Annotated in this window: 17 protein-coding genes; 8 read left to right on the top strand and 9 right to left on the bottom strand. The window is 65.9% G+C overall.

Annotated features, from left to right (window positions below; all coding sequences use genetic code 11):
- Window positions 1–77 precede the first annotated feature (77 nt).
- The 6 genes from E5P2_RS09390 (at window position 78) to E5P2_RS09365 (ending at window position 7,055) form a co-directional block, all read left to right on the top strand.
- Window positions 78–1,409, top strand: a complete 1,332-nt coding sequence (locus E5P2_RS09390) for an MmgE/PrpD family protein (RefSeq protein ID WP_162566832.1) — start codon at window positions 78–80, stop codon at window positions 1,407–1,409.
- A 127-nt stretch (window positions 1,410–1,536) separates the two neighbouring features.
- Window positions 1,537–2,874: an MFS transporter gene (locus E5P2_RS09385; RefSeq protein ID WP_162566831.1), complete on the top strand. Its 1,338-nt coding sequence runs from the start codon at window positions 1,537–1,539 to the stop codon at window positions 2,872–2,874.
- A 20-nt stretch (window positions 2,875–2,894) separates the two neighbouring features.
- Window positions 2,895–3,443, top strand: a complete 549-nt coding sequence (locus tag E5P2_RS09380) for a hypothetical protein (protein WP_232080635.1) — start codon at window positions 2,895–2,897, stop codon at window positions 3,441–3,443.
- Window positions 3,440–5,122: a GMC family oxidoreductase gene (locus E5P2_RS09375; protein ID WP_162566829.1), complete on the top strand. Its 1,683-nt coding sequence runs from the start codon at window positions 3,440–3,442 to the stop codon at window positions 5,120–5,122. Before E5P2_RS09380 ends, E5P2_RS09375 begins: the two co-directional genes overlap by 4 nt.
- Complete coding sequence (locus E5P2_RS09370; RefSeq protein WP_162566828.1) at window positions 5,119–6,597, top strand: aldehyde dehydrogenase; 1,479 nt, start codon at window positions 5,119–5,121, stop codon at window positions 6,595–6,597. The genes E5P2_RS09375 and E5P2_RS09370 overlap by 4 nt, the downstream gene beginning before the upstream one ends.
- A gap of 68 nt (window positions 6,598–6,665) precedes the next feature.
- Window positions 6,666–7,055: a GlcG/HbpS family heme-binding protein gene (locus E5P2_RS09365; RefSeq protein ID WP_162566827.1), complete on the top strand. Its 390-nt coding sequence runs from the start codon at window positions 6,666–6,668 to the stop codon at window positions 7,053–7,055.
- A gap of 11 nt (window positions 7,056–7,066) precedes the next feature.
- Here the strand turns inward: E5P2_RS09365 and E5P2_RS09360 are convergent, their stop codons facing one another.
- Window positions 7,067–7,837: a helix-turn-helix domain-containing protein gene (locus tag E5P2_RS09360; protein ID WP_162566826.1), complete on the bottom strand. Its 771-nt coding sequence runs from the start codon at window positions 7,835–7,837 to the stop codon at window positions 7,067–7,069.
- 36 nt (window positions 7,838–7,873) lie between these two features.
- Window positions 7,874–8,854 carry a Bug family tripartite tricarboxylate transporter substrate binding protein gene (locus E5P2_RS09355; protein WP_162566825.1) on the bottom strand — a complete coding sequence of 327 codons (981 nt, stop codon included), beginning with the start codon at window positions 8,852–8,854 and terminating at the stop codon, window positions 7,874–7,876.
- Window positions 8,855–9,062: 208 nt separating this feature from the next.
- Here E5P2_RS09355 and E5P2_RS09350 point away from each other — a divergent pair, with 208 nt between their 5' ends.
- Both E5P2_RS09350 and dmeF read left to right on the top strand, forming a co-directional pair.
- The gene (locus tag E5P2_RS09350; RefSeq protein ID WP_162566824.1) at window positions 9,063–9,341 is read left to right on the top strand and encodes a metal/formaldehyde-sensitive transcriptional repressor; all 279 of its coding nucleotides are present in this window, start codon (window positions 9,063–9,065) and stop codon (window positions 9,339–9,341) included.
- Window positions 9,338–10,315, top strand: coding sequence for a CDF family Co(II)/Ni(II) efflux transporter DmeF (gene dmeF / locus E5P2_RS09345; protein ID WP_162566823.1), 978 nt, complete (start codon window positions 9,338–9,340; stop codon window positions 10,313–10,315). Before E5P2_RS09350 ends, dmeF begins: the two co-directional genes overlap by 4 nt.
- 139 nt (window positions 10,316–10,454) lie before the next feature.
- On the opposite strand, the gene E5P2_RS09340 is transcribed toward dmeF, so the two are convergent.
- The 7 genes from E5P2_RS09340 to E5P2_RS09310 all read right to left on the bottom strand — a co-directional run bounded on the left by E5P2_RS09340 (window position 10,455) and on the right by E5P2_RS09310 (window position 21,272).
- Window positions 10,455–11,174, bottom strand: a complete 720-nt coding sequence (locus E5P2_RS09340) for a sugar transferase (RefSeq protein WP_162566822.1) — start codon at window positions 11,172–11,174, stop codon at window positions 10,455–10,457.
- A gap of 119 nt (window positions 11,175–11,293) precedes the next feature.
- A complete protein-coding gene (locus tag E5P2_RS09335) occupies window positions 11,294–11,698 on the bottom strand; it encodes a hypothetical protein (RefSeq protein WP_232080634.1) in 405 nt (134 codons plus the stop codon).
- Between the two features lie 116 nt (window positions 11,699–11,814).
- A complete protein-coding gene (locus tag E5P2_RS09330; protein ID WP_162566820.1) occupies window positions 11,815–13,407 on the bottom strand; it encodes a hypothetical protein in 1,593 nt (530 codons plus the stop codon).
- 673 nt (window positions 13,408–14,080) lie between these two features.
- Entirely contained in the window at window positions 14,081–14,542 is a 462-nt protein-coding gene (locus E5P2_RS09325) for a hypothetical protein (protein ID WP_162566819.1), read from the bottom strand.
- A 67-nt stretch (window positions 14,543–14,609) separates the two neighbouring features.
- On the bottom strand, window positions 14,610–15,956 hold the full coding sequence (locus E5P2_RS09320; protein WP_162566818.1) for a DUF5666 domain-containing protein: 1,347 nt from the start codon (window positions 15,954–15,956) through the stop codon (window positions 14,610–14,612).
- Complete coding sequence (locus tag E5P2_RS09315; protein ID WP_162566817.1) at window positions 15,953–16,774, bottom strand: DUF6502 family protein; 822 nt, start codon at window positions 16,772–16,774, stop codon at window positions 15,953–15,955. The genes E5P2_RS09320 and E5P2_RS09315 overlap by 4 nt, the downstream gene beginning before the upstream one ends.
- 157 nt (window positions 16,775–16,931) lie before the next feature.
- Entirely contained in the window at window positions 16,932–21,272 is a 4,341-nt protein-coding gene (locus E5P2_RS09310) for a hypothetical protein (protein WP_162566816.1), read from the bottom strand.
- Between the last annotated feature and the right edge of the window lie 51 nt (window positions 21,273–21,323).

Below are 21,323 nucleotides of genomic sequence, written 5' to 3'. Positions count from 1 at the left end.
ACACGGCAACGCACACAACGGATGCACATGCCGAGCATACGCGCGGCATCCGGATCGCAACCACGCCGAAAGAACCCATGACCCTCCCGTTGACCGCCCTGCTCTGCGAATTCGTCGCCGAGACATCCGCGCTGCCGGCCTCCGCGCAGGCCATGTCGAGGCTCTGCCTGCTCGACTGGCTCGGCGCCACGGTGGCCGGCAGCGCCGAGCCGATCGCCGGCCCGCTGCTGCGCACGCTCGAGCAGATCGATGCGGCCGGCCCATGCACCGTGATCGGCAGTCCGATCCGATGTTCCGCGCCGCACGCGGCGATGCTCAACGGGACCTTCTCCCACGTGCTGGAACTCGACGACGTCCACCTGCAGGCGGCCATCCACGGCTCGGCCCCCGTGTGGGCCGCGGCGCTGGCCGTCGCGCAATGGGTCGGTGCGAGCGCGGACCAGACGACGCTCGCCTTCGCGCTGGGCTACGAAGCGATGGCGCGCATCGGCGTGCCCTGCGGCCAGCGGATGATCGCGGAGAACCACCATCCCACCGGCGTGCTGGGCTACTTCGGCGCCGCGGCTGCGGCAGGGCGGCTGTTGAAGCTGGATGCGCGCCAGCAGGCGATGGCCTTTGGCATCGCTGCCGGCCAGGCCGGTGCGTCGACGCAGGTGCGCGGCACCATGAGCAAGCCCTTCTTCGCCGGCCACTCGGCGCACGGCGGCGTGCTGTCGGCGCTGCTCGCATCGAACGGCTTCGTCAGCGCGCCCGACAGCATCGAAGGACCGCAGGGAACGCTCGCCACCTTCTGCCTCGGCGCCGACCTCGACCCGGTCGTCGACGGCCTCGGCACGCGCTGGGAACTCGATCGCAATGCGTTCAAGGTGCACGCCTCCTGCGCCATGAGCCACGCGATCGTCGACGGCATCCTCGATCTGCGCGCGCGCGAACGGTTGCGCGCCGACGAGGTGGCGGCGATGCGGCTGTTCCTCTATCCGCACGCGACGCAATACCTCGACCGGCCGCGCGTGAACGCCGGGCTCGAGGGCAAGTTCAGCGCCCAGTACTGCGCCGCCGCGGCGCTGCTCGACGGCGTGGCGCAGGAGGGCCAGTTCACCGACGCGCGGGCCGCCGACGCAGCACTGCGCCATGCGATGGACAAGGTGGTGCTGGTGCCCGACGCGCAGTACGCGATGGACCAGGCGCGCGTCGAGATCACGCTGCGCAACGGAGTGACCCATTCGGCGGAGGTGCTCGCGGTCTCGGGATCGCCCGAGCGCCCGATCGGCCTGGACGCACTGGAAACGAAGTTCCGCCAGCTCGCGGCCAGGGCGCTGCCGCGCACGCAGGTGGAGCGGCTGCTGCAGTCGGTGCGCGACTGGCCTTCGGCCACGGTCGCGGACCTGCTGCGGCAGACGGCGCGCTGACGCCGAGATTGGCATTTCCGGCGAACAGCTTGGCAAGTTCTCTGGCGTCGCGGCGCGGCCCGCGCACGAGCATTCGGTCGTCACCGCGAACCACCGCGGGGCCGTTCCAAAACCAGGAGACATGCACATGCTTCACATCGACAAGAGAAAGCGCCGCTACGCCGCCGCCGCGAGCGTGATCGGCACCACCATCGAGGTCTACGACTTCTTCATCTTCGGCACTGCCGCGGCACTCGTGTTCGGCAAGCAGTTCTTTCCGGGCCTGGACCCGACCGCGGCGCTCATCGCCTCGTTCACGTCCTATGCGGTCGGCTATGTCGCGCGTCCGCTGGGCGCCTTCATCTTCGGGCACTTCGGCGACAAATCGGGACGCCGCGACACGCTGCTGATCACGCTGCTGCTGATGGCGCTGCCGACCATCCTGATCGGGCTGATGCCCAACTACGACACCATCGGCATCGCCGCGCCGATCCTGCTGTGCCTGCTGCGGATCTTCCAGGGCATCGCGTTCGGCGGCGAATGGGGCGGCGCGGTGCTGCTCGCGGTCGAGACCGCGCCGGACGGCAGGAAGTCGCTCTGGGGCGCGCTGCCCTCGGCCGGCGCGTCCGCCGGCATCGTGCTCTCGACGCTGGCCTGGGCCGCCGCATCGACGATGCCCGACGCGGCCTTCCAGGCCTGGGGCTGGCGCCTGCCCTTCCTGGCCAGCGTGGTCCTGCTGGTGATCGGCGTGGTGCTGCGCCTGCGCATCGACGAGACGCCCTCGTTCCAGCAAGCAAGGTCGTCGGGTACGCTCTCACGCGCGCCGCTGTCCGAGACTTTCCGCACGGCCAAGCTGCCGATGCTCAAGTGCGTGTGCCTGCGCGTGTTCGAGAACAGCTGGTTCGCGATCGTGCTGGTGTTCTTCGTCTCCTATGCGGTGACCACGGCGAAGATCCCCAAGCCGCAGATCCTCAATGCGATCGCGTTCGGCGGCGCGCTCTCCATTCCGACGCTGTTCGCCATCGGCTGGCTCGGCGACCGCATCGGGCAACGCATCATCTATGCCTTCGGCGCGGTGGCGCTGGCGGCCTGGACCTGGGTCATGTTCGATGCCGTGCTGCGCGGCGACCCGTCGCTCGTGGTCGTCATCGGGCTGGGTCTGATCTGGCCCTGTGTCTACGGGCCGCAATCGGCGCTGTTCGCGGCGCAGTTCGAGACCCGCGTGCGCTACAGCGGCCTGTCCATCGCGACCCAGCTCGCGGGCATTCTCGGCGGCGGCATCGCGCCGCTGGTGGCCGCCCTGCTGGTGGCGAACCACGGCGGCTCGCCCGCGTGGGTGGCGCTGTACCTCTCGGCGCTGGCGGTGATCGGCCTGATCGCCGTGCTGTCGATGCGGCCCACGTCCGCGCTGGATCTCGAACCCCATCGACCCGGCGGCGTCGCAGCGCTGCGCCCCACCGCCGAATTCGGCACCCCCACGCCATGACCCCGATGAAGCCCACGACCATGACCCACTCGACCGATGTCCAGCGGCGCGGCAAGGAGTTCTTCGCCGCCTGGTCGCCCGCACAGGAGCGTCATGCGCTCGGCGATGCGCAGCTCGACGCGCTCGTCGTGCTGGCCGACCGCATGATCCCCGCCGACCCGACATGGCCGGCGCCCTCGGCCACCGAGATCCGCGGCTACATGAGCCGCGGTGCGCAGCGCAGGACCGACGTCGCGCTGCTGGCCGAGGCCGTCGCCGCAGCTCGCGACGCCGGCACGCCGCACGAGATCAATGCGGTGCTCGCGGCACTTCAGCGCGACAAGCCGGTCTGTTTCCGGGTGCTGCAGGAGTTCGTCTACTACGGCTACTACGCGCAGCCGGAGGTGGTGCGCACGATCCGCGAGGCGCTGGCCTGCGACTACATCAGTCCGCCGCAGCCGCGCGGCTACGACATGCCCTTCGACACGGACATCCGCCCGGCCACCCGGGCCGGCTACGTGCCGACCGACGCGGTGAAGCGCGTCGATCTCTCCGGCATCGATCTCACCGAAGAAAAGGAAACAGCATGAATGCAACCCCGCACGGCAACGCACGAACCGAAGTGCTCGTCATCGGCGCCGGCATGGCCGGCGGCGTGCTCGCCGCCCGCTTGAGCGACCATGGCGTCAAGGTGATCTGCCTCGAGCAGGGGCCCGAGCTGCATCCGCTCGAACTGCCGCACATGTCCGACCTGTTCGAACTCGAGAAGACCCGCAATGCCAACGCGCATCCGAACGTGCGCGGCCTGCAGGAAGACTATCCCGTGACCTCGGACGACGAGGGCTCGAGCATCCGCATGGTCAGCGCGGTGGGCGGCAGCGCCAACAAGTATTCGGGCGTCTGGATGCGCCCGCGGCCGAGCGATTTCCGCAAGGGAACGGAGCACGGCATGGCGCCGGACTGGCCGATCAGCTACGAGGAACTGGCGCCGTACTTCGACATCTGCGACAGCGAAATGGGGATCGCGGGCCTGGACGGCAATCCGGCCTATCCGCCCTATGCGCCGCGCTGCAATCCGGCCCTTCCGATGGGCCGCGCCGGACGCAAGCTGGCATCGGCGCTCGACCGGCTCGGCTGGCACTGGTGGCCGACCGACAACGCGATCGTGACGAAACCCTTCGACGGCCGGCTGCCCTGCAACCACTGCGGCCAGTGCGTGATGGGATGCCCGCGCGGATCGATGAGCACCAGCGCCAACAGCTTCTGGCCGCGCGCCGTGCGCAACGGCGCGGAGCTGCGGACCTTCGCGCGTGTGCACCGCATCCTGATGTCGAACGGCAAGGCGACGGGCGCGCTGTACGAAGACCTGCACACCGGCGCGCTGCACCGCATCCGCGCCGACATCGTCATCGTGGCGGCCAATGGCATCGGCACGCCGAGGCTGCTGCTGATGTCCGCGGACGGCACCAACGGCCAGGGCATCGCGAACGCCAGCGGCCTCGTCGGCAAGAACCTGATGTTCCATCCGCAGGCCTTCGTCGAGGGTCTGTTCGACGATCCGATGGACAGCTACAAGGGCGCGCGCGGATCGCCGCTCTACGTCGGCGAGTTCCACGAGACCGACACCGCGCGCGGCTTCGTCAACGGCTACACGATGATCATGGTGCGTGCGCCGGGCGCGGGCTACGCGGCCATGGGCTACTCGACCTTCAGGCCGGTCGACTGGGGCGCGAACCACCACCGCCATTTCGCCGAGATGTTCAATCGCCAGGCGTGGTTCCTGAACCTCGCGGAAGACCTTCCGCTCGCGCGCAACACGGTCACGCTCGACCCGCTGAAGAAGGACTCGAGCGGCCTGCCCGTGCCCAAGGTGTCCTACCGCATGCACGACCAGGACCGGCGCGCGACGCAGCACTCGATCGTGAAGGCCGAAGAGGTGATGCGCACCGCCGGCGCCCGCATCGTCAACAACTCCGGCGTGCTGGAACAGCCGTGCGGCTTTCACCTGATGGGCACGGCACGCATGGGCTTCACGCCCACGGACTCGGTGGTCAACAAGTGGCATCGAAGCTGGGACATCGACAACCTGTTCATCTGCGACGGCAGTTCGATGGCCACCAGCTTCCCGGTGACGCCGACGGCCACCATCGGCGCCATGGCCGTGCGGCTCGCCGACCACATCGTGCGCAACAAGGCCGCGATCCTGCAGACCAATGCGGTGCGCGAAGCCGCGCACGCCGCAACAGCCCCCGAAAGGAGCCTCGCGTGAAACAGCTTCCGATGTACATCGACGGCAAGGCGCATCGTCATGCCTCGGGCCGGTGGATCGATTCGCACGACCCCTACACCGGCCGCGCCTGGGCGCAGATCGCGCAGGGCGATGCCGCCGACGTCGAGTTCGCGGTGCAGGCCGCCGACGCCGCGTTCCGCAGCGGCCCGTGGCAGCAGATGAATGCCAGCCAGCGCGGACTTCTGCTGCATCGCGTGGGCGAGCTCATCGCGCGCGATGCCGCGCAGCTCGCGAAGCTGGAGGTGCAGGACAACGGCAAGCTCATCGCCGAGATGAGCGGACAGCTGCACTACGTGCCGCAGTGGTACTACTACTTCGGCGGCCTCGCGGACAAGGTCCAGGGCGACGCCATTCCGCTCGACAAGAAAGGCTACTTCAACTTCACGCGCCACGAGCCGCTGGGCGTGGTGGCGGTGATCACGCCGTGGAATTCGCCGCTGCTGATCCTGAGCTGGAAGCTCGCGCCAGCCCTCGCGGCGGGCTGCACGGTGGTGATCAAGCCTTCGGAATTCGCTTCCGCATCGACGCTGGCCTTCGTCCGGCTGTTCGAGGAAGCGGGCTTTCCGCCCGGCGTGGTCAACGTGGTCACCGGCTACGGGCGCGACGTGGGCGCCGCGCTGGTGGAACATACGCTGGTGAAGAAGATCAGCTTCACCGGCTCCGACGAAACCGGCCGCCACATCAATGCGCAGGCCGCGCGCCAGTTCAAGCGCGTGAGCCTGGAGCTCGGCGGCAAATCGCCCAACATCGTGTTCGAGGATGCCAACCTGGACGACGCGGTCAATGGCGCGGTCTCGGGCATCCTCGCGGCCACCGGTCAGACCTGCATCGCCGGCAGCCGACTGCTGCTGCAGCGCTCGATCCACGACGAATTCACGCAACGGCTGATCGCGCTCGCGAAGACCGCGCGCATGGGCGACCCGCAGTCGCACGACACCCAGGTCGGCCCTGTCACGACGCAGCCGCAGCTCGACAAGATCATGGCCTACATCGAGGTCGCGAAGGCCGAGGGCGCGACGCTGGCACTGGGCGGCGCACGCGCCGATCGCCCCGAATGCGGCAGCGGCTGGTTCGTCGAGCCGACCGTGTTCACCGGCGTGCACAACGGCATGCGCATCGCGCAGGAAGAAGTCTTCGGCCCGGTGCTGTCGATCATTCCGTTCGACGACGAGGACGAGGCGGTGAAGATCGCCAACGACACGCGCTATGGATTGGGCGCGGCGGTCTGGACCTCCGACATCGGCCGTGCAATCCGGATGTCCGAACGCATCCAGTCCGGCACGGTATGGATCAACACCTACCGCGCGGTGAGCTACATGTCGCCCTTCGGCGGCTACAAGGACTCCGGCGTCGGCCGGGAGAACGGCATCGACGCGCTCAAGGAATACCTGCAGGTCAAGAGCGTCTGGATCAACACCGGCGCGCAGACCGCCAATCCCTTTGTCATGCGCTGAGCGCCGCGGCCGAAGAACACGACACGCCGATGGCGCAACGAAGCAGCAGGCCTCTGAAGGCGAGCAGCATGCATGCCGCGCTGGCGCGCGAGATCGCCGACGCCGCGATCGGGATGGCGCGGCATTTCCGGGGCGCGGTGACCGTCGCGGTGCTCGACGCCGGCGCGCATCCGGTGCTGCTGCAGCGCATGGACGGTGCGACCCTCGGCAGCATCCAGGCGGCACTCGAGAAGGCGCGCAGCGCCGTGCTCTTCGCGCGGCCCACGAGCGCGCTGGAGCGCGGTGGCTGGGCCTTCGGCACGGTGAGCGACCTGTGCGCGGTGGCGGGCGGCATTCCGGTGATCCACAAAGGCCGGCTGATCGGCGGCGTCGGCATCTCGGGCCTGACACCGCAGCAGGACGAGGAGGTTGCCAAGGCCTGCTGCGCGCTGGATGCGCTCAACGGCAATTCGGCGTAAGCGGTGCCTGCTCAGCCCTCGCGCGCCACGCATCGCCTGTAGCTCGAAGGTGCCCGGCCGGTGGTGCGCTTGAACATGGCCGAGAAGCCGGCGATGCTCGCATAGCCGAGATCGGCCGCCACTGCACCGACCGAATCGCCCTGGCCGAGGCGCCGGATGGCTTCCACCGCCAGCAGGGCCTGGCGCCACTCGTGGTAGGTGAGCCGGGTTTCCTGGACGAAGTGCCGGGCCAGCGTGCGGTAGGAAGCGCCGACGATCTGTGCCCAGTCGGCCAGCGTGCGTTCGTCCAGCACGTCCTCCAGCAGCGCAGTGGCGATGGTGCGCAGCCGCCGGTCCTGCGGCATCTTCAGCGACAGCGCGCCGGCCGGCGCAGCGCGCGTCTGCGCGACCAGCACGTCGAGCAGGCGATCGGCATACGCGCCGCTGCGGTCCTCGATGTCCACCGCGCCCATGTGGCACAGCAGCTCGCGATAGAAGGCCGAGGTGTCGAGCACGCAGGGGAAGCGCAGCGCCTGCGGCGCGCGGCGTGGATTGACGGCCACGATGCGCACGTCCATCTCCTTGAGGCAGGTCGCGCGATGCGGCAGCTCGGCCGGCATCCAGACGGCGGTGCCGGGCGGCACAACCAGCAGTACGTCGCCGACGAAGACCGTCAGCGCCCGCTCGGCCGGCAGGCCGATCTGCGGCCACGCATGGGCATGCACGACGGCCCGATCGCAATGCGTCACGCGCTCGCGGCCCGCGATGAACGGCAGGTCCGCGCTCGGCTGAAGCGGCGCCATGCGCAGGGCTTTCGGCCGACGGGTGTCCGGTGCCCCTCACTCCGCTTCGATGCGGGCCCGCGTCACGATGTCCTGGATGGTGGCCGTCTCCGATTTCAGGAAGCTCTCGAAGGCCGCCGGCGGTTCGTCGACGGGCGTCATGGCCAGGCCCTGCAGTTTCTCGGACGCATCCTTCTGCGTCAGGATGGAACGGATCTCGCGATTGAGCATCTGCACCGTCGCCGCCGGCGTGGCCTTGGGCGCAAGGATGCCCAGCCAGATGTCGTAGCTGACGCTCGGATAGCCGCTCTCGACCGCCGTGGGCACGTCCGGGAAGGCGGCCGACCGTTCGCGCGAGAAGACCGCGATGGGCCGCAATGCGCCCGACTTGATGTGCGCCGACACCGAGAACAGCGAGAGGATGCCGGCCGGCACCTGGCCGCCCATGACGTCGGTCATCGCGGGCGCGGCGCCCTTGTAGGCCACGTGGTCCATGTCGACGCCCGACGCGGCCTTCAGCATCTCGCCGGCCAGCTGCGCCGCGCTGCCGCGGCCATAGGTGGCATAGAAGAGCGTCTTGGGATGCGCCTTGCCATAGGCGACGAATTCGGCCAGCGTGCGCACGGGCAGCTTCGGATTGACCACCAGCACGCTCGGGCCGCGCGACACCTGCGCGACCGCGGCGAAGTCGCGCTGCGCCACGTAGCCCGTGTCCTTGTACAGGTACGGGTTGATATTGTGGTTGTTGGAGGTCAGGAGCAGCGTGCTGCCGTCCGGCTCCGCCTTGGCGACGAACTCGGTGGCCAGGTTGCCGCCGGCGCCGACCCGGTTCTCCACGATCACCGAGCGCTTCAGCCGGGTCTGCAGCTTCTCGGCGATCAGGCGCGCGGCGAAGTCCGCCGAGCCGCCCGGCGAGGTGATGACCTCGATCCGGATCGTCTTGCCGGCGGGCAGCTCTTGCGCGTGGAGGCCCGCGCAAAGACCCAGCAGCACGGCACCTGCAACCAGGCACCTCCGATGCAATGGAAGGTTTGGCATGTTCTGTCTCCGTCATCGTAGGGATGTGTCAGAGATTCAGTCTACGCAGGCCGCAGGTGGGGCGGTGCGTGGAAGTTGCCATGAAATCGAGGGTTTCGGCCAATGTGGCGAGCGTATGCACACAGGTCGCCGGTTCCACGCCGGCGTTCCCGGCTGGACGCCCGCATCCGATTCTTATAGGATACCCCCCTACCCTATCTGAACAACCATGAGCCACACCATCCACGAGAAGCAGAAGCTTCTGAACCGGGTGCGCCGCATCCGCGGTCAAGTCGATGCCATCGAGCGCGGGCTGCAAGGCGAAGTGGGCTGCGCCCAGGTCATGCACCTGATCGCCGCCAGCCGCGGGGCAATGAACAGTTTGCTGGCCGAGGTTGTCGAAGACCACATCCGAACCCACTTGGTCGATCCGGTCAAGCACCGCGGCGCACTCGATCGCGATGCCGCCGACCAGCTCGTCGATCTCGTCCACAGCTACTTCAAATGAGTGAGGCGAATATGACCTCGAAGAATGCGGCACACAGCCATGTCTTCCTCGGCGCCGGGCACGAGCGCAGCGAACGCAAGACATGGATCGTGATCGGGCTGTGCGGCGTCATGATGGTGACCGAGATCGTCGGCGGCATGCTGTTCGGCTCCGTGGCCCTGGTGGCCGACGGCCTGCACATGTCCACGCATGCCGGCGCGTTGTTGATCGCGGCGCTGGCGTACACCTACGCCCGGCGCCATGCGACCGATGCGCGCTTCACCTTCGGCACCGGAAAGCTCGGGGATCTCGCGGGCTTCACCAGCGCCATCGTGCTGGCCATGATCGCTCTGCTCATCGGCTATGAGGCCGTGAGCCGCTTGCTGACGCCTGTCGGTATCGATTTCAACCAGGCCATTCCGATTGCGGTCCTCGGCCTTCTCGTCAACCTGGCCAGTGCATGGCTGCTGAGCAGCGGCGGGGATCATCACGGGCATGGCCACTCACACGCTGAGCATGAGCATGAGCATGAGCATGAGCATGAGCATGAGCATCTCAGCGTCGGCGCAAAGACGCACCAGGACAACAACTTCCGGGCCGCCCTGGTCCATGTCATGGCCGACGCCGCTGTCTCGGTGCTGGTGATCCTGGGATTGATCGCTGCGCGACTCTTCGGCTGGCTCTGGATGGATCCGGCGGTAGGCATCGTCGGCGCGCTCGTGATCGCCAACTGGTCGTACGGGCTGATCCGCGACACCGGCGCGATCCTGCTGGACATGAACGTCGATCGGGAGATGAGCGAGGATGTTCGCAAGGCCATCGAAGCCGACGGTGATCGGCTGGTCGACCTGCACCTTTGGCGTCTTGGCCCCGGCCACCTCGGCGCGATCGTCTCGGTCGTGACCGCTGCGCCGCGCGGGTGTGATTTCTATCGGGCCAAGCTGGGCAGATTCCGCTCGTTGTCGCACGTCACTGTCGAAGTCCGGACGCCGTAGCGCCTGTTCCGCGGACTGCGGCGAGCCGCATGCCAATGGCATGCCCGGCGCAATGTCTCCCAACCGGACAGCGCCAATGATTCAGCAGGTGGTGGCTGTCACACATGAGTGATGAGCGCGATGGGGCCGTCGTTCAAGGTCAACCCGACCCCTCGCCGAAGGCCACGGCTCTGACCGTCCTCAAAAGGATCCTGATGTCGAGCCAGAGCGACCAGCGACGAACGTATTCGACGTCCAGTGCGACGCGTTGTGCGTACGAGAGCCGATTGCGCCCGCTCACCTGCCACAGACCGGTGATGCCCGGTTTGACCGAACAGTAGTGGCCCCAGTGCTGCCCGTACAGGCTTCGCTGGCGCTCCATGCAAGGCCGGGGACCGACCAGGCTCATGTCACCTTTCAGCACGTTCCAGAGCTGGGGCAGTTCGTCGAGACTCGACTTGCGGATGAGCCGCCCCAGGAACGTGATGCGGGGGTCCGCTTCCAGCTTCTGGAAAGTGTCCCACTGCGTGCGGGCCATGTCGTTGCGGCTCAGGTATTCCTCGAGCACCCCTTCAGAGTTGCGCAACATCGACCTGAACTTGTAGAACCGGAAGCGCTTGCCGCCCTCGCCGACCCGGTTGTGCCAGAAATGCACGGGGCGGCCCATGCTCACCTGCACCGCCACGCACAAGGCAAGGTACACCGGACTGAGCACGATCAGGAGCGCAGCCGCCCCGACGATGTCGACGCAGCGCTTGAGGCGTTTCTGCGAGCGCGTGAGAGATCGCGCGAGAGCTTCCGGTGCGGTGCTGCCATCCGGGGCCTGCCAGAGCGACCGTCGCTGCGGATCATCGGCGGTATCTGATTCGGGTCTGAACATCGAACGCTCCAATGGACAATGAGCGCAACGGCCTGATGGTCGTTGGCACGGGACAACATGGGATATGGGACGGCAAGGCGACCTCCGCCAGGCTGTTGCCAACCATCCGGTCAACGTCGCTACTTCACGGGCATCGAGAGGATCTTCTCGGTGCCCGGCCCGGCCTTCAATTCCCCCATCGACGGCATGCTGGGGGGTGCCTTGCCCACCTGCACGGGAATCGAGATCGAACTGGTCGTGCCGTTCTGCGTCGTGAACACATGGAGATAGCCGATGCCCTGGGCCGCGGGCACGACCTCGACGGTCCAGTTCGAGACTTCGCCGGCCGGCAGCGTGCGCGTTGTCGCGGCGGAGCCGAGCTTGAGCCCGGCGTCGCTGCGCAACTGGACCGTCGCGCCTGCGGGGTCGGTGATGCCGTCGAAGCTCAGCACGATCGAGGTCGCCTGGCCCGCCTGCGGCAGCGGATCGACCCGGTACTGGACGGTGACACCCGAACCGTTCACCTTGCTCGGCGCCGTTGTCATGCCGGCAGCGCTCCTGTTTCTGCCGTCAGCGCAGGCCTGCAATGGCGCGCAGAGTACGAGCGCAAGCAGCATGAACGACGCGCCCAGATTGCCAGTTCTGTTCATGGATCTGCTCCTCATTGGATGGTGACGGTGAAGCAGGTGTTCGCCGAGGCATTGTTGAAATCGTTGATCGCCAGCACGCTGGTACCGGCAGGCAGGTTGACCAGCGCGCTCTCGGTCGGGCCGGGGCCCTCGCTTTGGGCGATCGGGTGTCCGCTGTAGACGGTGACATCCGGGTCGGAGGCCAAAGGCCCGGCGACCGTGATCATGTGGTTGGCCGCGGCCGGCAGGTTGAAGCGCAGGTAGGCGAAGTTGCCGAGCTTGTTGCCTGCACCGGCCAGGTTGGACACGCAGGCAGTCGTGTTGCCGCCGACAGTCGCTTGCCGGTACATGGGCAGTGCGAGCGCGATGCCGCCATTGTTCGTTTCGGCGTTGCCGAAGGGATCGCTCGTGGCCGCGCTGATGCTCTGGCCGACGAGCAGGCTCACCAAGGCCGGCGCACTGCCCGGGGCAGCGGCCTCGAAGGCCGCGGTGAAGGAATGGATGGACGTCAGCGCGACCCCGCTCTTGAAGGGGCCCGTGAGTGTGTCGTGAATCGGCTTGAAGCCGACCTGGCTGTTCAGCTTCCACAGGATCGAGTGGATCGAGGCCTCGCGAAACCAGCCCGGGTTCGATGTCACGCCGGCAGTGAGATCGAGATTGGCTCCCTGGACCTGACCCGGTCCGGCGGAGTCGGTGTAGTTGCTGCGTTCCAGCGAAATGCCGGACCATGCGTTGCCCCAGCCTTCGGAGAATGCGACGCGCCGATCCAGGCGGTCGGTCAGGGAATGGCTGCCGCCGGGCGAGTCGTCACGGCTGAAGACCGATTGGTAGTAGTGGCCCCATTCGTGCGCAATGACCGAGGCGTCGTATTCGTCGGTGTCCACGTCGGCTTTGCCGAGGACGTAGATCGCGCGGCCGCTGGGATCGCCCGCGGTGAAGAAGGTCGAGCCGATCTGACCGAGCGAGGGGTCGCCGTTGGCCGGCAGGTTGTTGACGCTCCAGAACAGCCGCAGCGGCGGAAAGATGGCCATGGGCGCCACCGACAGGACTTTGGTCTGCGTAGTGTAGACCGTGTCGAGGATCGAGAACGGCGCCGCCACCCGGGTCGCGCTGTAAGCTGTGCCGTCCCAGCCGGAAGGCGCATGGACGTCGCGCACGATGGCAGCGGTGCCGGACGAGAACACAGGTGTTTCCATGCTGTAGATGGCATCCGACTGCGTGTTGTCGCGCACGCTCACATCCCACGCAGGGCCGCTGCCGACCTGCAGCAACTGCGCCTTGACTCTGACGGCAATGGGTGTGCCTGAAGGCACTGTCACCGAGTACGCGCCGTTGGCGTCTGTGGTCGTGGTGGCGATGACCGACGCGCCGTTGACGATCTCGACGACCGCGCCGCGAACGGGCCTGGACGCACTCGCCGAGTAGACCAATGCACCTGCCGGGTTCGGGACCGCGTCGTAGCTCGCGGTACCGCTCAGGTTGACGGATGCAGTGCCCGGTGAACCGGCTGCGGGAAGCGCGACCACCGGGAAGCCGCCGCCCCCTCCGCCACCGCCACCGCCGCAGGCGGCGAGCACAACCGCCACCGATATCGCTGCCTTCTTCACCCACTCAGCAATTCGCATGCGTCATCCTTCCGAAAGAAGAAATGATCTCGCTGTCTTCGGCAACAGAGGTGGTCAGTGGCATTGGAATAGCGTCACGGTGTTATGAATCAGCGACTCGCACTGCATTGCTCGAATGCGCGGCGAAGACCGCGGCAAACATCGGCACGCGCAGCTTGTTGCCGAACTCATTCAGACGGTTGTCGTCGAAATGGATCGGTCGACCGCGCAGCACACCCGAACAGCATCCGTCCCGACGTTTGAAACAGGCATCGATCCGCGTTCAATGGCTGCCTCAATAACCTCTGTTGCGTGTTCATGAACGAATCCTGGAAATGTGAAAAACTTCCATTTTGTAATGCTGTTTTCGTACATGGTGCGGCATGCGCTTGTAAGACGACAACTCGAATTCGTGCACGGCGATTCGTCACGGATTCAGACGCACCACGCCTCATCGAAACCCAGGGCGACATATGGCCGCAAGGGAGCATCGCTGCCGGGGACGCGAGTGGGATGGCTTGCGTGGCGCAAGGCCTCGGCCTCCTGTCGCGCTGGCATGCGCGTCAAGACGAGCGGCGACTTCAGACGCTAGGGTGGACCTTCGGTGCTTCGCAAGAATCCGCTTTGCGCATAGCGAGATTGAAATGCGTGGCGCTCCGAATTTGACGCAGATGAAAACACGCTCGCCCTCGCGTCAATGGTTGTGCCCGCGACCATGCCCAGGGCCGCGATCATGGCCATGGCCACGATCGTGCTCGTGGTCCCAGCCACGATCGTGGTCACGGTGACCGTGGTCCTCCCAGCCACGATGCCGGCCGCGCCCCCAGCCAGGATGCTCTGCCTCGTAGCGTTGGCGAACCCAGGATTCCTGTACGAAGTACACCGGCTGGCCGCAAGCGTTGTAGCGCCCGCAGTAACGGCGCCAATTCTGCTGATGCGCTGCTGGCACGTAGAGATAGATCGGCGGTCGCTGCACTGGCGCGGGGGCAATGATCACCGGTTGGGGAAGAATCAAAGCGGGTCGTGGAAGATCACCAATGTTGATGCGGCCGTAGACGCCCGGCTGGTTGATGCCGATCGACACGCCGACACTGGGCTGCGCGTTGGCGGAACCCAGCGCACCGACGGCGAGCATCAGAGTCAGAATCTTTTTCATAGTGTCTTTCAATTTCAAGAGTGCTGGTGGAAGCGTAACGCAAGCCGGCTGATCGCCTCGATCGCGGCTATGGACCGAAGCTGACCTGGCTGGCGAGCAGGATCCCATTCACGACCTCGGCGCCCACGACCGTCACCTTCACGCCGTTCGCCAGGTTTGCTTGTGTTCCGTTCACGAACGCCACGTCAGGCGCGCTGGCGTTCACCAATTGCCCATGCACGCGGAAGCTCGCTGCCGAGACATAGTTGCCTATCGAGCCGATGAGCGTGAAAGAAGGCAGCGCGCCAGCGCCCGGAATGTGCTTGATCTTGATTTCCGTCGCAACCAGCACGCCATTGACAAGCGTGCCGCCGACCTGGATCTTGACCCCGTTGCCGATCTTGGAGGCTTGCCCTCCGGTGATCTGGGCGGCGGAAGCATCGATGGATCTTCCCAGGACCTGGAAGGAGTTCAGCGCCGCGTAGTTCGTGATCACGCCTTCCAGTTGGATCGGCGTGCCGGTCGCCCCGGGGATCGGGTACCAGCTTTCGACTTGCGTGGCCGTGAGCAAGCCCGGTGAGGCCTGGGTGTCCGCACGGACACGCACGATGGTGCCGTTCGTCAGCGTGGTCGGGTCGATGCCACCGGCAAAACTCGCTGAACCGTACGCGACCGTCAGGCCGCCCAGCGCAAAAGTACCTCTTGCCAAATCCAGTTGCTGAACGGTTCCCGTTGCAATGGGTGCTGCACTCGGGATCTGTTGCTGGACACGCGTGGCGCGCAGTACGCCAGGGCTTGCCGGAAGGCCCCAGACCTGTATCGTGGTGCCAGGTATCAGGCTGGCCAGTCCGGACACATCGGCCCAGACGGTTGCCTCGTCGATGGTCACCGTCGTCCCCATGACGACGAAGCTGCCCCCGATGGGATCGATGGCCGTGACCGGCCCGCGCAAATCCGCAGCGGACGTCACTTGCGTGGCGACACCATTCGTGAACGAGGCGTCGACCGAGCCCATGACCTCGACCGACATGCCGATCTGCAGGGCCGCCGCATCCCGAAGATCGATGGCCGCGTTGTCGATGTCGTAGCGAAGGCCGTTGACGATGATGCTTCCAATGCCGTCGACCGCGCCCACGCTGGTGGCGTCACCGGCGACGCTGATACCCGTTCCGCCAGACCCTACGCCCGAGCCATTTCCGTTCGAGGCGGTGGTTGTCGATCCACTGGCCGCGCTGCTGCCGGTGCTGCCGCTGTCCGTGCCGCCCGACACGACGGCCGCAGTGAGCGTGGCGCCGTCGGTCGATGCGGCGACACTCGCCGAAACGCTGCCGCTGCTGCTGCTGCCAATGCCGCTGCTACTGCCGCCCCCGCCGCACGACATGAGCAGTGCGATCAAAAGGGTGTTGAGGCCGCCGCGCCAAAATCTGGTGTTCATGATTCGCTTCCGCCGCTACCCGATGGTTTCTCGGCGTCTTCGTAATAGGTATAGATGCCGACACGGATCCGGCCCGAGCCTGCGTCTCCCGCCCCATCGACAGCACGGGTCATCTCGCGGGTGAGTTCGAGATGCAGCGCGTTCCAACGCCGCCGCACGAGTTCATGGATATTCTCGCAGTCCTGCAAGCTCAGGCCGTTCGCATACACCGACCGCTCGAGCATCGGCGATCGTTCGCCCAGGATATTGGAGACGGCAGCAAGCAGATGATCGCGTGAATTGTCCCCCATGAACGCGAGCATCGACTGGAGATCCTGCGCGGGCACGAAGCCATCGGCCTTCAGCTCGACGTATCCGCCGTCCTCGCTCACCATGTTGAGCCGCACCAGCTCGTCCAGGATCGCGCGATGATGGACGTTGCCGCGGCTGCCTTGCCTGGCCAGCTTCTCGAAGGACTGCGCCTGCGCCTCAGCGGTGATCGGCAGACGCCGGGATGCGGGGTCATCGGCGAGTACCTGCAACCACATCGTGAACGTCTTTGCGGCGGCCGATACGTCCATGCTGGGCAAAGCGTCGGCCGTCTCCCGCACCTTGGCGGTGATCGCCTTGCGGTTCAATCCCGTCGTGACGGACAACTGGCTGATGTTCGGCTCGCTGACGCCCTGGGCGCGCCACACGCGGCGCGCCTCGTCCAGGAGAAGATCCCGCATCAACTCTTCCAGGTGCCGATGCTTGAGCCCTAAGGCCAACCCCAGCCTGACCAATGGACGCATGACGCGTGCACAGGCGGCCTGGGCCCAAGCGAGTCGGTTATCCATGAAGAGATGACACGTCCGTTCGGTGAATCCAGTGGATAGCGGGCTAATGTAGCAAACACGTGACAGTCGGCTCGATGTCGGACAGCCCCTTCCGACGAAGGTGCTGTCCGACATCGAGCGAACCGGAAAGGCGGGGAAATCCGCGCGAGCTCAACAATCAGGGGTCGATGTTCCGATACCAATAGGTCCTCTTCCTCGTCGCCTTGATCGGAATGTCCGGCCTTTGTGCGCCGATGCTCGAGCGCGAATCGGCGCCACCGCCGCCGCCGCCCGCGCCGATCAGGAAGGGGATCTGCTTCGATTTTCCGTCGATGATGAGCGTGACCATGCCGAATACCGGCGAGGGCGCAAGGCCGCCGCCATCGAGGACGGTCTGGTTCGTTGTGCCGTTGATGAAATTGATCTCGTAGCTGCGTGCCGTACCCAGATTGGCCTTGCAGCTGTTCGCGCTGGGCGCCGAGGGCTGGTTGGTTCCGAAGTGAACCAGCCCACCCACGGTGGTGGGTGCGTTCACCCCCTTCTCGCCGAGCGACGTATTGCCCTTGCTGTCCAGCCCGAGCAGGGTCACGTAGAAGCCATTGAGAGACCCGGCATAGGGCGTCGATGTCGCATTGAACAGCGAGAGAGGCTGAGCATCGGCGGTGCTGCTCGTGTCGTCGCGCATCGCGGTCCAGCCGGACGCGCTCATGCCCACGTTCGTGTCCTTGATCATGTAGAAGCGATTCACGATGCTGTTGGCCTGCTGGCTCGCCAGCGGATGCTCCCGGTCTCCCGTGACCGCCAGCACCGCGTCGAAGTTCTTCGTCAGCACGACGTCGGGCGGGAAGAAGAACTTGCGCTTCGTGGTCCCCGTGCCGCCCAGCGCCGCGAACAAGGTCGTCTGCCAGGTACTCGGGCCAAAATTCGGCGCGCCCGCCGGCGGCTTCAGGTCCACACGCCAGATATTGCCGCCCAGATCGGCCGTGTACAGCCTGTCGATGAAGCCGTCGAAATCACGGTCCACCAGCGTGACGTCGGCCGGCACGGCGTACGTCATGCTCAGCAGCTTGCACGGGTTCCCGATGCAGCTGTCGGTGCTTCCGCCCGGCTTGGCACTCCACAGGAGATTGCCGCTGACGGCATCCAAGATGAAGATGCCGCGACCCATCGTGTCCGCAGCCGGCGGCTCGATGTCCTCGTTCGTGTCGTAGCCGGCGCCGAATACCAGCACCGGATATCCCGGATCCTTCGGCGGAGTGGCCGAAGGATCACAAGCCAGAGGGTCGTAATTCGGGTTCTGGCGACAGCTGAGGATCGCCACCTTGGGTTGCGACCAGGTCTGGCCGAGTTCGGTGAATCCGGCATCCTGGTTCGTGTGCTTCCACATGAATCGCGGCGCCGTCGGCGAACTCACATCGAGCGCGTAGAGGACCGGGCCGCCGCGTCGCGCCGCGAGAAAGATGTAGGCGGTGCTGCCGTTCTGGTAGACGCTCGGACTCCCGTCGAAGAAATAGTCCTTCGACTGCGGCGTGGGAACGATGCCCGTCGGCGTGCTCGGCATCTTGACGACCGGGCTGTTGTTGTAGAGCCGCTGGAGTTTCGAGTAGAACTCGGGCGGCACGAAGCTCCACAGTTCTCCGCCCGGCGCGACCCCTCCGATCGCACAGTCGGAAGACACGGTGCAGAAGCCCATCGGCGCGGGTGCGCCATTGGCGGTGGGCGGCTGATTGCCGTTGACGGCACGGAACATGCCGTCGTTGGCGCCGTAGAACACCACGACCCCGGTCGAGCCTCCGTAGTTGACGACGGCCGGGCGCGAGTGCAGCACGTCGCCGTGCACGGACGGACGGACCGTGATGCCGCCGCCCGGGCTCTGCTCGTCGCCGACGTTGTCGCTTCCGCGCACCCAATTGATCAGCGCATCCCTGCTCACGCCTTGCGCCGACGCCGTCATGCCCGCGGTGGTATCGGTGCAGCTCGAGGCACTGCCGGGGCTGGTCTGAATGTTGTAGGTGAAGCCGGTGGACGAGACGCCGACGACCTTGAAGCTGCCGACGTACGCGCTCTCGTTGGCTGCGACCGTCCCTCCCACACTCACCGTGTCTCCGGCCGCGAAAGTCGGCTTCGACGGCGTAGTGGCAGTGACAAGCACTGTCGAATAGGCGGTGGCCGAACAGGGGCCCGTCGTGTACGTGAGGTTCGTGATGGCGAGCGGACTGGTCCCACCGTCTGCGGTGATCGAGGAACCGGTGTCCGGTGAGTTGGGCGTGGAAGGGATATTGAAGCAGAAGCTCTTCTTGCTGGAGCCGCTGGGACAACTCGTGATGGTCCAGGTCCCGTTGTACGGGCTGACACCGCCCGTGCCGGCGCCGCTGATCGTGACCTGGTTCCCGACGCCGAAGGTGATGTTCGAAGAGAACGAGACAGTGACGTTGGAGACATTGCTCGCATTGCTCGCGTCGCGCACGATGCTGGCGGCGGGAATGACATACGACGTAGTCCCGACAGTGGCCTTGCCCCCGCCGTCCGGCGTCGCAGGGCCATCGGTGATGACGTAGGTGAATGTGTTGGCACCTGTGCTGGTGACTGTGTAGCTGCCGTTGTAGCGCGAACCCGCCGCGCCGGCGATCGTGACCGTCTTTCCCGTCACATAGCCATGCGCTGCGGCGGTGGTGGCAGTGACGGTCGTCCCCGATCGGACCAGCGACGTGATCTTGATCGGATTGGAGGGCACGCTGACGCTGTAGCTGCCGCTCGATGGCGTGGGCGGATCCACGGTCACGGGATAACTGAAGGTCGTCGCGGTCAGCGGCGTGATGGAGAAGTTCCCGTTGAACTCCGGGTACTTCGATCCCGCGACCGTGATGGCCTGGCCCGGCGTGAGCGCAGGACTGGGCGCCGCAGCCAGCGTGACCGTCGCAGTGTTGGTGCTGCGAGTGATCGACGAGATGGCCATCGCCGGGCCATTGGTGCCGAGGATGCTTGCCGTGATGTTCGTGTTGGTCGTTGCGAAAGGCATCGACGAAAGCAGGGCATTGGATGCGCAGTTGGCGCCGCCTGTTGCCAGGCAGGTATAGACATTGCGCGGCCCGGCGGGATTCGCCGCGTAGTCGTCCTTGAGGTTGGCAAGCCGGATCTGCTGGCCCACGCCACCCTTCTCGACGAATTCGCCGTCCTGTGAATCGAACGCACCGCTCGCGCCCTGCGGATGGTTGACCCAGAACCCGTTGGTACCGGTCGGTGGCGCAGCGTCCGGCGAGGTGGTCAGATCCTTGCGGGTCCAGAAGCTGATCGCCGTCGGCGAAATGAAGCCCGTGCCGGCCGAGCTCAAGGCCGAGTTGGCCGTGGTATTGGGTTGATACGGACCCCGGGAAGCGTCGGCGAGATAGACCACCGGACTCACGGGATTGCTGGTGTCCACACCCAATTGATACTGCTTCAGATTGCCCATCCAGCGGGGAGCGCCCGTGGCGTCCGGCCGGAAGGTGCCCATGAAAACCTGATTGAGATAGGTGCCCTGGGCATTCGTGCTGACAGGCAGGCTCGCCGAGGCGAAGACGCTGTTGACGGCCTGCACTTCGTTGAAGATCTGCAGGAGCGCCTGAACCATCGAGTTGTAATCGCCGGCGACAAAGGATTTACCGCCGCCCTGGATACCGGTGCTGCGCAGAATCTGGGTGTAGTCAGGCGCAGTTCCGCCGGCAGCGATCGTGTAAGTGACGATGTTCTGCGGATCGGTCGGATCGCTGGTATTGAAATTCGACTGGTTGAAGAAGCGCGCCCATTCGTCGATCCATGCGCCGTCATCACCTGTGTTGGAGCCCAGGTTGGAGGTGTTGATCGGGACCTGCTGCGCAGCGGTCGCGCCGGCAGCGGCGAGGTCGCTCGCGCTGGTGAAGCCGGATCCGTTGTCCGGCCGGCCCTGTTTCGACGCCGCGCCGATCAGGATGATGAAGCTCTTCTGGCAGGACTGGGTGCCGATGTGGGCTGCATAGGACGTCCCCGATCTCGGCCCGGTGGTACCCGTGTACCAGGCCCACGCTTCCTGCATGTCGCCATCCAGCTTGGCGTTGCCGGTCGCCTTCGGAATTCCGGCGGCAATGACGCTTTGGAAATTCGTGATGCCGGTGAGATCCATCGACGGCAGGTTGTAGGGCGATGTGCCGGGGTAGTACATCTGACCCCCCTTGTTGGAGCCCGAGCCGCCGCTCATCAGGCCGATATTCAACTTGCCATACAACGAAGGCTGCTTCTTGATCGCATCCAGCGCGCCATAGACGGAGCAGTACACCATGTCCAACAAAGTGATGTTGGGCAGGTTCGGTGCCGCGCTGGAGAATGGGCAGGATGACGGGTAGTTCGCGTCGTTGCTCGATGTGTTGTCGACAATGATGAGGATGTTGGGGGCCGCCCCGCCGGCGACCCCACCGTAGATATCGATATCGTCGGCGCGGGCGGCGACCCCGGCCAGCAGGATGACGCAGGCCCATGCCAGTTTGATGAAGAGGGAAGATTTCATGGCAGGGACTTCCTCGGAGCAAGGCGGGTCGAAAAGTGGGTGGGGCAGCGC

It is taken from the genome of Variovorax sp. SRS16 (genome assembly GCF_901827165.1).
Lineage (GTDB): Bacteria > Pseudomonadota > Gammaproteobacteria > Burkholderiales > Burkholderiaceae_C > Variovorax.
Note: the sequence above shows the minus strand (reverse complement) of the source record. Positions and strands in the feature narration are given on the sequence as shown.

What these genes read in the sequence shown, in the direction of transcription:
- E5P2_RS09390 (WP_162566832.1), top strand. Translation starts at nt 78, where the DNA reads ATGACCCTCCCGTTGACCGCCCTGCTCTGCGAATTCGTCGCCGAGACA.
- E5P2_RS09385 (WP_162566831.1), top strand. Translation starts at nt 1,537, where the DNA reads ATGCTTCACATCGACAAGAGAAAGCGCCGCTACGCCGCCGCCGCGAGC.
- E5P2_RS09380 (WP_232080635.1), top strand. Translation starts at nt 2,895, where the DNA reads ATGACCCACTCGACCGATGTCCAGCGGCGCGGCAAGGAGTTCTTCGCC.
- E5P2_RS09375 (WP_162566829.1), top strand. Translation starts at nt 3,440, where the DNA reads ATGAATGCAACCCCGCACGGCAACGCACGAACCGAAGTGCTCGTCATC.
- E5P2_RS09365 (WP_162566827.1), top strand. Translation starts at nt 6,666, where the DNA reads ATGCATGCCGCGCTGGCGCGCGAGATCGCCGACGCCGCGATCGGGATG.
- E5P2_RS09360 (WP_162566826.1), bottom strand. Translation starts at nt 7,837, where the DNA reads ATGGCGCCGCTTCAGCCGAGCGCGGACCTGCCGTTCATCGCGGGCCGC.
- E5P2_RS09355 (WP_162566825.1), bottom strand. Translation starts at nt 8,854, where the DNA reads ATGCCAAACCTTCCATTGCATCGGAGGTGCCTGGTTGCAGGTGCCGTG.
- E5P2_RS09350 (WP_162566824.1), top strand. Translation starts at nt 9,063, where the DNA reads ATGAGCCACACCATCCACGAGAAGCAGAAGCTTCTGAACCGGGTGCGC.
- dmeF (WP_162566823.1), top strand. Translation starts at nt 9,338, where the DNA reads ATGAGTGAGGCGAATATGACCTCGAAGAATGCGGCACACAGCCATGTC.
- E5P2_RS09340 (WP_162566822.1), bottom strand. Translation starts at nt 11,174, where the DNA reads ATGTTCAGACCCGAATCAGATACCGCCGATGATCCGCAGCGACGGTCG.
- E5P2_RS09335 (WP_232080634.1), bottom strand. Translation starts at nt 11,698, where the DNA reads ATGACAACGGCGCCGAGCAAGGTGAACGGTTCGGGTGTCACCGTCCAG.
- E5P2_RS09330 (WP_162566820.1), bottom strand. Translation starts at nt 13,407, where the DNA reads ATGCGAATTGCTGAGTGGGTGAAGAAGGCAGCGATATCGGTGGCGGTT.
- E5P2_RS09325 (WP_162566819.1), bottom strand. Translation starts at nt 14,542, where the DNA reads ATGAAAAAGATTCTGACTCTGATGCTCGCCGTCGGTGCGCTGGGTTCC.
- E5P2_RS09320 (WP_162566818.1), bottom strand. Translation starts at nt 15,956, where the DNA reads ATGAACACCAGATTTTGGCGCGGCGGCCTCAACACCCTTTTGATCGCA.
- E5P2_RS09315 (WP_162566817.1), bottom strand. Translation starts at nt 16,774, where the DNA reads ATGGATAACCGACTCGCTTGGGCCCAGGCCGCCTGTGCACGCGTCATG.
- E5P2_RS09310 (WP_162566816.1), bottom strand. Translation starts at nt 21,272, where the DNA reads ATGAAATCTTCCCTCTTCATCAAACTGGCATGGGCCTGCGTCATCCTG.